The organism is Aquimarina rhodophyticola (assembly GCF_042434915.1).
Classification (GTDB): domain Bacteria; phylum Bacteroidota; class Bacteroidia; order Flavobacteriales; family Flavobacteriaceae; genus Aquimarina.
In genome coordinates, this window is sequence record NZ_CP170198.1 from 1685561 (window position 1) to 1699943 (window position 14383).

13 protein-coding genes are annotated in these 14383 nt (G+C 34.5%); 8 read left to right on the forward strand and 5 right to left on the reverse strand.

The genetic code is table 11. The features are described 5' to 3' along the window. The first annotated feature begins 17 nt into the window (after positions 1-17). The 4 genes from ACE939_RS07380 to ACE939_RS07395 all read left to right on the forward strand — a co-directional run bounded on the left by ACE939_RS07380 (position 18) and on the right by ACE939_RS07395 (position 4877). Complete coding sequence (locus ACE939_RS07380) at positions 18-470, forward strand: type I restriction enzyme HsdR N-terminal domain-containing protein (protein WP_378188271.1); 453 nt, start codon at positions 18-20, stop codon at positions 468-470. A 103-nt stretch (positions 471-573) separates the two neighbouring features. Next, positions 574-1599: a glycosyltransferase family 2 protein gene (locus ACE939_RS07385; protein ID WP_378188273.1), complete on the forward strand. Its 1026-nt coding sequence runs from the start codon at positions 574-576 to the stop codon at positions 1597-1599. 109 nt (positions 1600-1708) lie between these two features. Beyond that, positions 1709-2575, forward strand: a complete 867-nt coding sequence (locus ACE939_RS07390; RefSeq protein WP_378188274.1) for a flagellar motor protein MotB — start codon at positions 1709-1711, stop codon at positions 2573-2575. A 220-nt stretch (positions 2576-2795) separates the two neighbouring features. Next, complete coding sequence (locus ACE939_RS07395) at positions 2796-4877, forward strand: DUF5723 family protein (RefSeq protein WP_378188275.1); 2082 nt, start codon at positions 2796-2798, stop codon at positions 4875-4877. 55 nt (positions 4878-4932) lie between these two features. Here the strand turns inward: ACE939_RS07395 and ACE939_RS07400 are convergent, their stop codons facing one another. From ACE939_RS07400 to ACE939_RS07415, 4 genes are all read right to left on the reverse strand, one after another. Further along, positions 4933-5553 (reverse strand): L-threonylcarbamoyladenylate synthase, encoded by a 621-nt coding sequence (locus ACE939_RS07400; RefSeq protein ID WP_378188276.1) that lies wholly within the window; start codon positions 5551-5553, stop codon positions 4933-4935. Positions 5554-5642: 89 nt separating this feature from the next. Then, positions 5643-6194: a hypothetical protein gene (locus ACE939_RS07405; RefSeq protein WP_378188277.1), complete on the reverse strand. Its 552-nt coding sequence runs from the start codon at positions 6192-6194 to the stop codon at positions 5643-5645. An 18-nt stretch (positions 6195-6212) separates the two neighbouring features. Continuing rightward, positions 6213-6746 carry a GNAT family N-acetyltransferase gene (locus ACE939_RS07410; protein ID WP_378188278.1) on the reverse strand — a complete coding sequence of 178 codons (534 nt, stop codon included), beginning with the start codon at positions 6744-6746 and terminating at the stop codon, positions 6213-6215. 24 nt (positions 6747-6770) lie between these two features. Beyond that, positions 6771-9095: an ATP-dependent helicase gene (locus ACE939_RS07415; RefSeq protein WP_378188279.1), complete on the reverse strand. Its 2325-nt coding sequence runs from the start codon at positions 9093-9095 to the stop codon at positions 6771-6773. Between the two features lie 276 nt (positions 9096-9371). Here ACE939_RS07415 and ACE939_RS07420 point away from each other — a divergent pair, with 276 nt between their 5' ends. The 4 genes from ACE939_RS07420 (at position 9372) to ACE939_RS07435 (ending at position 13399) form a co-directional block, all read left to right on the forward strand. Next, positions 9372-9659, forward strand: coding sequence for a hypothetical protein (locus ACE939_RS07420; protein WP_378188280.1), 288 nt, complete (start codon positions 9372-9374; stop codon positions 9657-9659). A 294-nt stretch (positions 9660-9953) separates the two neighbouring features. Further along, on the forward strand, positions 9954-11246 hold the full coding sequence (locus tag ACE939_RS07425) for an amidohydrolase (RefSeq protein ID WP_378188281.1): 1293 nt from the start codon (positions 9954-9956) through the stop codon (positions 11244-11246). Between the two features lie 8 nt (positions 11247-11254). Beyond that, positions 11255-12859 (forward strand): FMN-binding glutamate synthase family protein, encoded by a 1605-nt coding sequence (locus ACE939_RS07430; RefSeq protein ID WP_378188282.1) that lies wholly within the window; start codon positions 11255-11257, stop codon positions 12857-12859. 21 nt (positions 12860-12880) lie between these two features. Continuing rightward, positions 12881-13399, forward strand: a complete 519-nt coding sequence (locus ACE939_RS07435; RefSeq protein ID WP_378188283.1) for a hypothetical protein — start codon at positions 12881-12883, stop codon at positions 13397-13399. A 58-nt stretch (positions 13400-13457) separates the two neighbouring features. Here ACE939_RS07435 and ACE939_RS07440 read toward each other — a convergent pair whose 3' ends face one another. Further along, a complete protein-coding gene (locus ACE939_RS07440; protein WP_378188284.1) occupies positions 13458-14381 on the reverse strand; it encodes a patatin family protein in 924 nt (307 codons plus the stop codon). Between the last annotated feature and the right edge of the window lie 2 nt (positions 14382-14383).

The window sequence follows — 14383 nt, forward strand, 5'->3', positions numbered from 1 at the left end:
TTCCTCAAATTTGTGATATGGTTTCCTTAAACTTCCCAACATATCAATTTCGATTCAAAAATAGCGAAAATAAAATTTCTATTTTTGACAGAATTCGTAAAAAATTTGTGATACTTACCCCAGAGGAATGGGTACGACAACATACAGTTGAATATCTTATTACAGAAAAAAACTATCCCTCAAGTTTAATCAATGTTGAAAAAATGATTTGCTTACATGGACGAAAAAAACGTTATGATATTGTAGTTTTTAATACTGACGGAACTATTCACTTAATCGTTGAGTGCAAAGCAAACTCGATTCCGATCACACAAAATGTTTTTGATCAAATTGCGCAATATAACTTAGAGTTAAATGCTAGTTATTTAATGATAACAAATGGTATACATCATTATTATTGTGAGATGAACTATACCCAAAAGAAGTTTAATTTTTTGAAAGATATACCAGATTATACTAATTCCCTTTGAGAATATAGACGACATTCTTTCTGTATTTAAAGAAACCAAAGAGAATGTATAATTAAAGCAAAGTACCTTTCCTTTATATTTGCCAAACAAAACCTTGAATCCCTTGAAAAATTCAGCTAGTACATCACCCACCAAACTCACTACCGCAGTTGTTATCTTAAACTGGAATGGCGTACAACTTTTGGAACAGTTTTTACCTTCTGTCTGCAAATACTCACCTCAAGCATCAATCTACATTGCAGATAATGCCTCTACCGATAGTTCTATAATCTTCATACAAGAACACTATCCCGAAGTAATAATTATAAAAAATACTCAAAATGGTGGCTATGCAAAAGGGTATAATGACGCACTGCAACATATTGATGCAGATATTTACTGTTTATTAAATAGTGATGTTGAAGTTACTAACAATTGGCTCCAACCAATTCTAGAAAAGTTCGAGAGTGATCGCTATATTGCCGCTGTACAACCTAAAATACTTGACTATAAAAATAAATCCTATTTTGAGTATGCAGGTGCTGCAGGTGGATTTATTGATCAATTTGGGTATCCATATTGTCGAGGCAGAATTTTTGACACTATTGAAAAAGATACGGGTCAGTACGATGACTCTATAGAAATTTTTTGGGCTAGTGGAGCCTGTTTCTTTGTGCGCAAACAAGTTTTTGAAGAGGTTGGTAAATTGGATGAAGCTTTTTTTGCACATCAGGAAGAAATTGATTTATGCTGGCGAATTAGAAATTATGGATATAAAATTATGTATGAAGGTAAATCCCATGTATACCATTTGGGTGGAGCTACATTACATAGCATGAATCCAAAGAAAACTTACCTTAATTTTAGAAACAGTCTTTTTAATTTGGTAAAAAATTGTAGTAGCTATAGTGTAGTGATAGTAGTTTTTGTGAGGATGCTATTAGATGGCTTAGCCGCGATACAATTTATTACCTCTGGAAAAATATCGCATGCCTTCGCCATTTTGCGGGCACACATTAGTTTTTACAAAAACTTTAATACCTTTAGAAAAAAAAGAAAAAAACTCCCCTCTCAAAAGAAATATTTTAGGATTTCCTCCGTTGTATGGCAGTACTTTATATCAAAACGTAAATATTATAATCAATTATAAGCTGTTATAAAAACTCTTTACATAAAGTATTGTTAATGCCTAACGTTTGGACGACATTTTTAATAATTTTGAGCTTTATAACAGGTTAAAGACTAAAACAAATTTTCTAATGAAAAAAGCAATGATTATTGGGGCTTCAATCGCAGTATTTCTTTCTTCTTGTGTTTCGCAGAAGAAATACGCTGAGATGGAAGCTAAACAAAAAGAAACTCAAGATTTATTAAATACAGCTACTGTAAAATTAAATAGCTGTTTAGAAGAAAAGGCAAGTGCAACTTCTGAACTTAAAATTTTACAGGATCAAGTTGGAAATCTTAAAAATACAAATGCAGCATTATTAAATAATGTTGGCAATTTAGCTACGCTATCAACCAAAGAAGCAGAAAACTTAGAACGCTCCTTAGAAAGCATCAAAGAGAAAGATCTACAGATCAAAACTATGAACGATGCTATTAATAAGAAAGATTCTGTTACTTTAGCTTTAGTAACTAGTTTAAAAGGTGCATTAGGTAACTTGGATGACGAGGATATCGAGATCAATGTTGAAAAGGGTGTTGTATATGTATCTATTTCAGATAAACTTCTTTTCAAAAGCGGAAGCTACAATGTTTCAGACAAGGCCAAAAGTGTGTTAGGCAAAGTTGCAAAAGTGGTAAATGATAAGCCAGATATCGAATTTTTGGTAGAAGGACATACCGATAATGTGCCAATTAAAAATAAAGTCCTTTTGGATAACTGGGACTTAAGTGTAAAGAGAGCTACTTCTGTGGTTCGTGTGTTACAAGATGAGTTTAAAGTTGATCCAAAACGTATGACTGCTGCCGGAAGAAGCTATTATGTGCCAGTTGCAGATAATTCTAATGCAGCAAATAGAGCGGCTAACCGACGCACTCGTATTGTTGTACTTCCTAAATTAGATCAATTCTATAATATGATTGAAGATGGGATGAAAAAAGCTTCTGAAGGAGGAAAATAAATCAAACCATTATACTATTGAAGCTGCTAAGAGTTATCTTAGCAGCTTTTTTTATGCTTTTTTTTCTTAATCTACTCTATCTTGCGTACACTCCCTACGTATACATCAGTTTATGAAGTAGTTGCAAATAATTACATTTAACATTAAAAAAACTTTAGTTAAAAATATTAACATATATTTGCTAATCCAAAAAAAACCAAAAACTTAAAAAAAATTATTAATGAAAAAATTAATTCTCTTTGGAGTTTTCATTCTTAGCTCAATAGTAGCCAATGCTCAATCCTATATAGGGTATCTCTCAGATAACTATAGTGGTGTTAACAGTGTTATTGTGAATCCAGCTAATATTGCAGACTCTCGTTTTAAAACCGATATAAATTTAGTCGGTGCCAGTGCTTTTTTAGGCAATGATTATTATTCAGTTAAATTAGATAATGTCTTTGATAGCGATTTTAATTTTGATGACGATGGTAAAAAATCTCCTAGTGACAATAACAACATCCTAGGAAATGTGGATATTTTAGGGCCATCTTTCATGTTTAATCTAAATCCAAAAAGTTCAATTGCTGTTTTTACTAGAGCCAGAGTTTTCTACAGCGTAAATGAGGTTAATGGAAAGACCTACGAGAGTATTGAAGATGGATTTGATGATAATGAAGATTTTATAATCGATGAAAAAGACGTATTCTTAACAGGGAATGCTTGGGCAGAGGTAGGTGTATCCTATGCACGTATCCTTATGAACAAGGAGCAACATTTCTTAAAAGGAGGTCTTTCTGTAAAGTATATGCAAGGATTAGGAAATGCCTACGCTAGTGGTAGAAATGTTACTGTTAATTATGATGCAGATGGTAGCGGGACTACTGGAAGTATTGATACAACGGGAGAAGTAACATACGGTTATTCGAGCAATGTTGAGGATGATTTTGATGAATTTGAAGTATTAAGTGGAGCCAATGGCGTTGCTTTTGACCTAGGTTTCGTGTATGAATGGAGACCAGATCACGCAAGTTATATGATAAAGGATAGTAAGGGTAATGCTTACGCTCCGAAAGATATCAATAAATACAAAGTAAAATTTGGATTGTCTGTGACCGATCTTGGTGCAATAAAGTACAAGGATGCTACCGAAGAGATCTATGATATTACAAATTCAATAAACGAAGATGATTTTGATGATATAGACGGGTTTCAAGATAAACTAGAAAACTTTTATACGCGAACAAGTGTTAGAAATGCTACCAAAGCAGTTTTACCGACAGCTTTACATCTAACAGCGGATTGGAATATCAATAATCATTTTTACGTGAATTTAAACTCTGACCTTTCATTAACTTCAAAAAATAAGGAAAACACGAGTCGCGTAGCGAATAGCTTGTCATTAACTCCACGATTCGAAAGTAAGTGGTTTAGTTTTTACTCACCTATTAGCATGATGCAGCACAGTGGTTTTCAATGGGGAGCTGGGTTAAGAGCTGGCCCTCTTTATGTTGGATCTGGATCCATACTTTCTTTGCTAATTTCTGACGAGTCTAAGGCAGCCGATATCTATGTTGGTTTAAAAGTGCCTGTATATCAGGGTCGTCTTAAGGACAAAGATGGTGATGGTGTCTTAGACAAAGTTGATGATTGTCCAGAAGTTGCTGGACCAGAAGAAAATTTTGGTTGCCCTTGGCCTGATACTGATGGTGATACCGTTTTAGATAAAGATGATGCGTGTCCTGAAGTAACAGGTCCTGTAGAAAATGGAGGATGCCCTTGGCCTGATACTGACGGTGATTCCTTACTTGATAAAGATGATACCTGTCCAGACGTGGCTGGTCCTGTAGAGAACGGTGGATGCCCTTGGCCTGATACTGACGGAGACTCTGTTTTAGACAAAGATGACAACTGTCCTACAGTTGCAGGAACAGTTGCTAATAATGGTTGTCCAGAAGTTACCGAAGAGGTTCAAAAAACACTTAATGAATATGCTAAAACCATTTTATTTGACTCAGGAAAATCATCTATAAAAGAAGCTTCTAACGAGGTTCTTAACGATATTATCGGGATTTTAAAGGAGTATGCTACCGCTAAATTTACAGTAGAGGGTCATACTGATAGTGCAGGTAGTGCCAAATTAAACCAACGTTTATCTGACGCCAGAGCAAACGCTGTAAAAAACTATTTGGTTGAAAACGGTATTGATCAATTTAGATTGTCTGCAGTTGGTTATGGGGAAGATCGCCCTATTGCAACAAACAAGACTAGAGCTGGTCGAACACAAAACAGACGTGTAGAAATCAATTTGGTGAAAGAATAAGTATTCTTATTTACCATTTAATATTTAAAAGCGCCTTCTTAAGAGGGCGCTTTTTTTATAGAATATCAGTACTACCTTTACCTTCTCTAATAATTACCGGTTCATCGGTTGTTAAATCAATAATTGTTGATGGTATATTATCGCCGTAACCACCATCAATGACAATATCCACCAATTTATCCCATTTCTCTACAATAAGTTCTGGATCCGTAGTGTACTCAATAACTTCATCTTCATCACGAATAGATGTAGAAACAATCGGATTTCCCAATAGCTCAACAATAGCATTACTAATAGCATTGTTTGGCACTCGTATTCCAACAGTTTTCTTTTTTTTAAATACTGTAGGTAAGTTATTGTTACCTGGCAAGATAAAGGTATAAGGTCCTGGCAAGGATCGTTTTAATAATTTAAAAGTACGATTATCTATCTGTTTAACATAATCTGATAAATTACTTAAATCCTTACAAATGAAAGAAAAATTAGCTTTCTCCAACTTTACATTTTTAATTCTAGCTATCCGATCTAGAGCCTTACTATTAGTAATATCACAGCCCAAACCATAAACTGTATCTGTTGGATATATTACCAATCCGCCACTCTTAAGACAATCTACAACCTTTTGTATCTCTTTGGGACTAGGATTATCTTCATAAATTCGTATTAACTTAGCCATCTATATAATTTTCACCATTAAAGATACTTGTATTCAAGTAAACTCAAAAAACTTTAAAATTTAATTAATACTTGATTAAGCCTTTTATATTAATAATGAGCAGAAGTACTCCTAATAATATAATTAGAGATACGATGAGCATAGCTAGGTTTACGGTAAAACTCATGGTACTCATTAGTATATATCTGGGTGTGGTCGCTATATCTTTTTTGCCAAAGAGCTCTAGGTTTATTCGTATCTAAAGAACCATAGAATAATGTAGTACTACAGGCAAGATGACAGTCCTCTTTGCGTAATCTTGTTGATGAAACTGCAAATAAATGTTTTATTTTGAGCCCAAGAGCAATAGTTTTCCATGCAATAGTTCCTCCAATACTAAAAGCAAGTATGTAATCAGTTTCGATACAACTCAGACCCTTAACTGCTTTTTGTATTCCGTATTGCACAAAATTAGCATGTACCACATTGATTTCTTGAATCTTATAATTAATTCCGGCTAACGTTCTAACATCTATAAATTTTACATCAAAATGATTATCTAGCTTTTGCAAATAAGTAGTTATCCAATCTGAGTTTAACGTTCCCCAAATATCCGAAAGTATTACTAATTTAGGTTGCAATGAATTTACCTTATTACTCATACCATAAATACGCTAAAGCTAGGTAAAATTGGTCTTTCTATGTGATTTTAAAAACGCATATATGTCAATACTGACAAACCGATCGTTTTTAATTTCGCTATCTATCATAGTGCCTTCATACTTGAAATCTAACTTTTTAAGTGCTCGTTTACATTTAATATTTTGGGAGTCCACATGACCTTCAATTCTATGTAGCAGCAATTTATCAAATGCATAATTCAAAATCAGCGGCATTACCGCTGCCATAATTCCTTGCCCCCAGTTCTCTTTTAACAGCCACAAACCTACCTCGGCTTTCTTATGCTCACTGTGGATATCATTCAACCCTCCTGCTCCCAAAAATTTTTGAGTACTAATATCACAAATTGCCCACCAAATCCCTTTATTGTTCTTTTTCAAATTTTTGAACCAAAGCATTTGCTCTTCAGTAGCTTCCAACGAATCAAAATTCACTCCGTAATATTTCACGATTGCTGGATCTGATAAACCAATAAATACATTTTCATGATCATTAGGTTCTATTTCTCGTAAAAAAAAACGATCCGTTTTCATAAGAATTTTAAATTTAACTTACGGTTACAGCACTTTTAATTTGGCAAAACGAAGTAGCAAATTCTTGATTCCTCCATTTTCAAAATTAATTTCGGCTTTACGGTCTTGTCCTACACCTTCAATTTTGAGAATCTTACCTTTACCAAAACGCATATGCTCTACCATGGTACCAGGACCAAAATTTTCATCAAATAAAGCAGTATTATTGGTTGATGATGTGTTGCCAGAAGGTCTCAACTTTCTAAGTTTACGTAATTGCTCTTCGCTAGGCTTATGAGCTAACGGTGCAGAACTGGCTACTGGTTTTTTTAATCTAAGCTTGCTTTTATCAACTTCTCCAAAAATATCATTATCTACCAAGGGTTTATAACGATACGTATCAATAGGAGTGATATATTCTACAAATTTATCATCAATCTCTTCGATAAAACGACTGGGTTCTGCATCTACCAATTTACCCCAGCGGTAGCGAGACTGTGTATAAGTGAGGTATGCTTGTTTCTCTGCTCTCGTTAGCGCTACATAAAATAAACGTCGTTCTTCTTCTAGTTCGCTACGTGTATTCATACTCATCCCCGAAGGAAATAGATCTTCCTCCATCCCCACTATATAAACATATGGGAACTCTAATCCTTTGGCTAAATGAATTGTCATAAGGGCTACCCGATCATCATCACCCGTATCCTGATCCAAATCGGTAGCTAAAGCAACATCTTCTAAAAATTCTGCCAAGGAACCAGAACTATCAGCTAATTCTTTCTGACCTTCTACAAAATCTCTAATTCCATTAAGTAACTCCTCGATATTTTCGATACGTGCAATACCTTCTGGAGTTCCATCTTTTTTTAATTCTTGCAACAGACCTGTTTGTTTTGCTACAGCTTCTGCTAATACAAATGCATCCGAAGTTTGATTAGTAACTTGAAAACTTCTGATCATATTCATAAAGTTTTCTAGCCTTGTTTTGGTTCCACTATTAATTTTCAAATTAATACGATCCAGATGCTCAATTATTTCAAAAATACTTCGTTCATAATGATTGGCTGCAACAATCAATTTATCAACTGTTGTTTGTCCTATACCTCTTGCGGGATAGTTTATAACACGTTTAAGCGCTTCTTCATCTTTAGGATTGATAATCAATCTTAAATACGCTAATACATCTTTAATCTCTTTTCTCTGATAAAAAGATAAACCCCCATAGATCCTATAAGGTATATCGCGTTTGCGCAACGCATCTTCCATAGCACGAGACTGAGCGTTTGTGCGGTATAAGATTGCAAATTGACCGTTGCTTAATTGATGCTGCATACGGTTTTCAAAAATTGAACTAGCGACAAAGCGCCCCTCATCTCCATCGGTAAGCAAACGGTTAATCAAGATTTTGGGACCTGCATCATTTGCTGTCCAAACTATTTTATCAAGTTTTGTTTTGTTTTTATCAATGATAGAATTTGCTGCTTGTACTATATTATTTGTCGAACGATAATTCTGTTCCAAACGATATTGTTGTACGTTGTCATAATCCTTCTGAAAATTAAGAATATTGTTAATATTCGCTCCGCGAAAAGCATAAATACTTTGTGCATCATCACCAACAACACATATATTTTGAAACTTATCTGATAACGCTCTTACAATAAGATATTGAGAGTGATTAGTATCTTGATACTCATCAACAAGGATATATCTAAATCTATTTTGATATTTGGCAAGTACCTCGGGAAACCGATTGAGCAATTCATTGGTTTTTAATAGAAGATCATCAAAATCCATTGCACCAGCTTTAAAACAGCGTTCTACATACTTTTCATAAATCTCTCCTAATCTAGGTCGCTTCGCCATAGCATCTGCCTCTACCAATTCGCCATTTTGAAAATAAGCTTTGACTGTGATTAAACTGTTTTTATAGGATGATATTCTAGAATACACTTGTTTGTATTTATAGATATCTTTATCCAATCCCATTTCCTTAATAATAGAAGCAATAAGACGCTGAGAATCCTGAGTGTCGTATATAGTAAAATTTGATGGATAGCCTAACTTATCGGCCTCAAAACGTAATATTTTTGCAAAAATAGAATGGAAGGTTCCCATCCAAAGATTTTTTGCTTCACTAGCTCCGACAATATCCGAAATACGCTTTTTCATCTCTCGCGCAGCTTTATTGGTAAAGGTTAGCGACAAAATATTAAACGCATCTATTCCTAAATGCATCAAGTAAGCGATTCTATAGGTAAGCACTCGTGTTTTTCCCGAACCTGCTCCAGCTATTACAATCATCGGTCCATCTTTTTGTAAAACTGGGGCTCGCTGCGCATCGTTCAACTCTGCAATATACTCTTCCAAATCGTCATCATTTTTATAGTTCGAAATTTAAGGAAACCATAGAACTTATTAAATAATTTTTACAACTAATTTTAAAACTAAAAAACTTTCTTGGATAGTGAAAAATAAGGATAAACTGACACTTGTTAGTATGTTTTTTCTTACTTATTAACAATTTTAGTCTATTCAAAATACGATAAAAAGCCTATTTTAAAGATTAAATACACTATATTGTACTAAGTTAAATTGCTTTTATAAAAGCAAAAGTCCCAATTTATTAACCTAATTTTTAATTTTATGTCCCCCAATCAAAACGTCTCTATAGTAGAGAAAGAACAAATTAAATTTTTGAAATTCCCAAAAGAAGAAGTACTCAAAAAACGTAAAGATCAAATTGATAGAATTCTAGATCTTCAACGAGCTTTATCACTTGGTAATCTAGAACATCAAAAAGTTAAAATTCTTTTTATGGATGATGAAGGATCTAAAAAAGTTGAAACCACTATCTGGGGTATTACAGATACAGCAGTTATACTTAAAGAGTCCACAGTAATACCCATGGAAAGAATCCTAAAAATCGCTTAAATTCAGCTTGCCAATTTGAATTTGACTCCCCTACTTTATTTATACAGGTAGCGGGAGTTTTGGTTTATTAAAATTCTCAATTCTTAAATTACACCAATTCAAACAATAGCAAACAAGTTACTACGTATTACAGATTGATAAGAAATATAAATTTTTACAGGATATTAATTTTAGATACCTTTAGATTTCAAAATTTTTAAATAAAGCCTCTTTGCGTGTCATCTATCAATATGCCGATTTAACGATGATTCAAAAATGCTTTAAAATTTATGCACCTATAAACTCTTAATTATTATGAACCTACGTGTTCTCACAACCTTATCATTATTTATTGTATGCAGCATTACAACTAAAGCACAAGAAATAAATGCTGACATTAACAATATGGCAGAAGCTATTGAAAATAAAGTAATTGAATGGAGAAGAGATTTTCATCAAAATCCAGAATTATCGAATAGAGAGTTTGAAACTGCAAAAAAGATTGCCAAACATCTTAAGAATTTAGGTATTGAAGTGACCGAAAATGTTGCCAAAACAGGTGTTGTTGGAATCCTAAAAGGTTCACTGCCAGGCAAAACAGTAGCTCTAAGAGCTGATATCGACGCTTTACCTGTTACAGAGCGAGCAGATTTATCGTTTAAATCTACAGTCAAAACTACATTTCTAAATACAGAAGTTGGTGTTAGTCATGCTTGCGGTCATGATACACATACTGCAATTTTGATGGGTGTTGCAGAGATCCTTAGTACACACAAGGACAAAATTAAAGGTACTGTAAAATTTATATTTCAACCTGCAGAAGAAGGTCCGCCACCTGGTGAAGAAGGAGGCGCAAAATTGATGATTAAAGAAGGAGTATTAAAAAATCCAGATGTTGATGCTATTTTTGGTCTTCATATAAACGCGGGAACTCCCGTGGGTATGCTACGTTACAAAGTTGGAGGTACTATGGCCGCTGTCGAACGTTTCGTCATTGATGTAAAGGGAAAGCAAACACATGGTTCTGCACCGTGGACAGGAATCGATCCTATTGTTATCGCTGCCAAAATTATTGACGGACTCCAAACTATTATAAGCCGTGAAGCGCCATTAGTTGATGAGGCTGCTGTAATAACTGTAGGAAAAATAACGAGCGGTGTTCGTTTTAATATTATACCCGAAACCGCAGAGTTAATAGGTACCGTACGTACGTTGGATTATGCTATGCGTGATTTAATTATCAAACGCATGAATGAGATGGTACCAGCTATTGCCAAAGCATATGGTGGAGAGGCTAATATAACTTTTCAAAATAATACGTCGATCACCTATAATGATCCTGATCTTGTAAAAAAAATGCTCCCTACTTTAGTAACTATTGCTGGTAAAGAAAATGTAATTTCCTCTAAAGCCACTACAGGTGGTGAGGATTTTTCTTATTTTCAGGAAGTAGTTCCTGGATTTTATTTTTTCTTAGGAGGTAAATCAGCCGAAACTAAAAATGCACCATCGCACCATACTCCCGAATTTTATATCGATGAAAAAGGGATGCTACTTGGAGTAAAAACCATGTCTCAATTGGCTTTAGATTATCTAAATGCTCAATAATTAATCGTATGAAGGAATTTTTAAATATACTAACACTTGTCCCATGGTGGGGGTGGTTACTGCTAGGTATCGTTTTACTTGCTATAAGAGATGTTTTTTTTAATAAGAAACATATTATTACTCATAATTTTCCTATCGTAGGTCATTTTAGGTACATGCTCGAGAGTATCGGTCCAGAACTTAGACAATATATTGTAGCGAATAATCGAGAGGAGCTTCCTTTTAATCGAATAGAGAGAGGATGGATCTATGCTTCTGCAAAAAATCAAAATAACTACGAAGGTTTTGGTACGGATCGCGATATATATGAATCGCAATATATCTTTATAAATAATGCGATGATTCCTTATAAAGTTCCAAAAGATCATCCCAATGAAAAAGATCCTTATTTTTTACCTTGTGCAAAAGTAATGGGAGTTTATAACAAGAGAAGGAGACCTTACCGTCCTGCATCAATCATTAATGTTTCTGCAATGAGTTTTGGTTCCTTATCTGCCAAAGCAATCGAATCTTTAAACAAAGGATGTAAAAAATCCTTTGCTTATCATAATACTGGAGAAGGAGGTTTATCTCCCTATCATAAAAATGGAGCTGATGTGGTTTTTCATTTTGGAACTGGTTATTTTGGAGTGCGTGATGATGATGGAAACTTTTCTATTGATAAAATGAAACAACTCGTTACCAACAATCCTCAAATTCGCGCTATCGAGATCAAGTTATCGCAAGGAGCGAAACCAGGCAAGGGCGGTGTTTTACCTGCCTCCAAAATAACAAAAGAAATTTCTGAAATTCGCAATGTTCCTCTCAATAAGGATGTACTCTCACCACCAAATCATTCGGCATTTAGCACAATACCAGAGTTAATAGATTTTATAGAACTTATCGCCGAAGCCACTGGATTGCCTGTAGGTATTAAAGCTGCTATAGGTAAACTAGAACAATGGAAAGAACTTGCTACCTTGATGAAAAAAACAAACAAAGGACCCGATTTTATAACCATCGACGGTGGTGAAGGTGGTACTGGAGCAGCTCCTCCTAGCTTTGCAGACCATGTGGCACTACCTTTTGTATATGGCTTCAGTGATTTTTATCGCTTGTTCAAAGATTATGATCTTACAGAACGTATCGTTTTTATTGCCAGCGGTAAACTTGGTTTTCCAGCAAAAGCAATGATGGCATTTGCGATGGGAGCAGATTGCATCAACGTTGCCAGAGAAGCTATGTTAAGTATCGGCTGTATACAAGCAAAAGTATGCCATAATAACAGCTGTCCAACGGGTATTGCTACTCAAAACAAATGGCTACAGGCAGGAATTAATATTGAGGACAAAGCCGAACGTGTGAGCTTTTACTTTAAAAATTTTAAAAAAGAAGTTTTAGAAATAACACATGCTTGCGGTTATAGACATCCTTGTGAGATGACTATGGATGATGTAGATATTAATCTTGGTGATAAAAGTTTAACACAACCGTTAGCCAATACTTACGGCTATAATAAGGTAAAAGTTCCTTTTGATACGATACAAAACATGAAAGATTGCCCACACCTAGGTGGAGATTATAATGAGCTTAATGCCACAGCACTACTCAATCCAAAAAAAATTCGTTATTAATAAATCCATTATTTTAATTTTATGAATACTTCTGTATTAGACATTTTGCTTACCCTACTCCCTGCACTTATCGTTGGATTGGTAGCAATTTATTTTTTTAACCAACACTTTAGAAATGAGGATCGCCGACGTAAATACCAAATTTATAAGGAGAACCAATCTCAATCACTCCCCGTAAAATTACAAGCATATGAGCGTATGATATTGTTTTTAGAACGTATATCACCCAATCAATTATTAACAAGAATTGCTCCCGTAGATCAAAATAAAAAAGGGTATGAAATGATGCTAATCGGAACTATTGAGCAAGAATTTGAACATAATTTAAGTCAGCAAATCTACATCACGGCAGATTGTTGGGACATTATTAAAGCTGCAAAAAATGGTACTATTGCTACTATTAGAAAAAATACGATGAGTAAAGAAATTGAGACTGCCGATCAGTTACGAGAAAAACTGTTAACTAGCTTGTTAGAAAAAGATGCACCAAGCGACGCTGCAATATCTTTTATTAAAAAAGAAGTGAGTGAGCTAATTTAACACCGACACTTTATAAATTGAATGCCTTATGTTTGAGATTAAATGTAGGGCTTTCTTTTTATCCTGCCCTATCGATATCTTTTAATTCGTTGTCAATAGCACGTTCATTTTTCTTTTTAGCATACTCAAAACCCTGTTTCCACCAGCTTTTCATTAGCTTTTTATTGAAAATCAATGAGTTTTCTGTCAATTTGGACGGCGTATAATACAAATTAAGAGGAACCTTCTTATTAATGGCTGCCAACTTACCTACAACGGTATCATGTCCTTCAACTTGATCCAACATAAAACTAAATAAGTTTACCATTAATGAAAATGGATTTTTACCCAACACTTTTCGATACTCCATATTCTCAGATTCCAAGATGATAGCATCTACCTCTGTAGCGCCTCTACGTATCGCTTCTCGAATAGGAACCATACAGCCAAAGCCACCATCGGCATACTCACACCCATTTTTGGTTACCAAACTCATAAAAGGTACATAGTTGCAAGAAATCCATATCCAATCACAAAAATCCTCATACGAATAATCTTTTATCGATTTGTATTCGGTTCTGTTTAACGTTAAATTTGAAACCGTTACCACCACATCTTCTGCCTTACGCCTAGCCAATCGATAATCGGCTTCGGTAAAATTACGGCGTATGGTTCGTCTCAAATTTTTACTTTCTCCAAAAGTTCGTTTTCGCTTGACAAATTGAAGAAATGATGCCAAAAAATTAATAGAAACAAACTCTCTATCTCCTTTATGTCTAACTACAAATGGATTTATATTAAAAATCGTGCTTTGATTTACGTTGGTATAGATGTCATAGGTTTTATCAATATTACCCAATGCTAATTGAGGAATTAAGAGACTCCCTGTAGAGGTTCCAAGATATAGATCATACTTTTTTCCTTTTTGTTGCATCAAATATTGTGCTACGCCGCCGGCATAGGCGCCTTTACTTCCTCCGCCAGAGATAACGAGTGCTCGCATAG

Coding starts and splice junctions, on each gene's coding strand:
- ACE939_RS07380 (WP_378188271.1), top strand. CDS start 18: ATGGTTTCCTTAAACTTCCCAACATATCAATTTCGATTCAAAAATAGC.
- ACE939_RS07390 (WP_378188274.1), top strand. CDS start 1,709: ATGAAAAAAGCAATGATTATTGGGGCTTCAATCGCAGTATTTCTTTCT.
- ACE939_RS07395 (WP_378188275.1), top strand. CDS start 2,796: ATGAAAAAATTAATTCTCTTTGGAGTTTTCATTCTTAGCTCAATAGTA.
- ACE939_RS07400 (WP_378188276.1), bottom strand. CDS start 5,553: ATGGCTAAGTTAATACGAATTTATGAAGATAATCCTAGTCCCAAAGAG.
- ACE939_RS07405 (WP_378188277.1), bottom strand. CDS start 6,194: ATGAGTAATAAGGTAAATTCATTGCAACCTAAATTAGTAATACTTTCG.
- ACE939_RS07410 (WP_378188278.1), bottom strand. CDS start 6,746: ATGAAAACGGATCGTTTTTTTTTACGAGAAATAGAACCTAATGATCAT.
- ACE939_RS07420 (WP_378188280.1), top strand. CDS start 9,372: ATGTCCCCCAATCAAAACGTCTCTATAGTAGAGAAAGAACAAATTAAA.
- ACE939_RS07425 (WP_378188281.1), top strand. CDS start 9,954: ATGAACCTACGTGTTCTCACAACCTTATCATTATTTATTGTATGCAGC.
- ACE939_RS07430 (WP_378188282.1), top strand. CDS start 11,255: ATGAAGGAATTTTTAAATATACTAACACTTGTCCCATGGTGGGGGTGG.
- ACE939_RS07435 (WP_378188283.1), top strand. CDS start 12,881: ATGAATACTTCTGTATTAGACATTTTGCTTACCCTACTCCCTGCACTT.
- ACE939_RS07440 (WP_378188284.1), bottom strand. CDS start 14,381: ATGCGAGCACTCGTTATCTCTGGCGGAGGAAGTAAAGGCGCCTATGCC.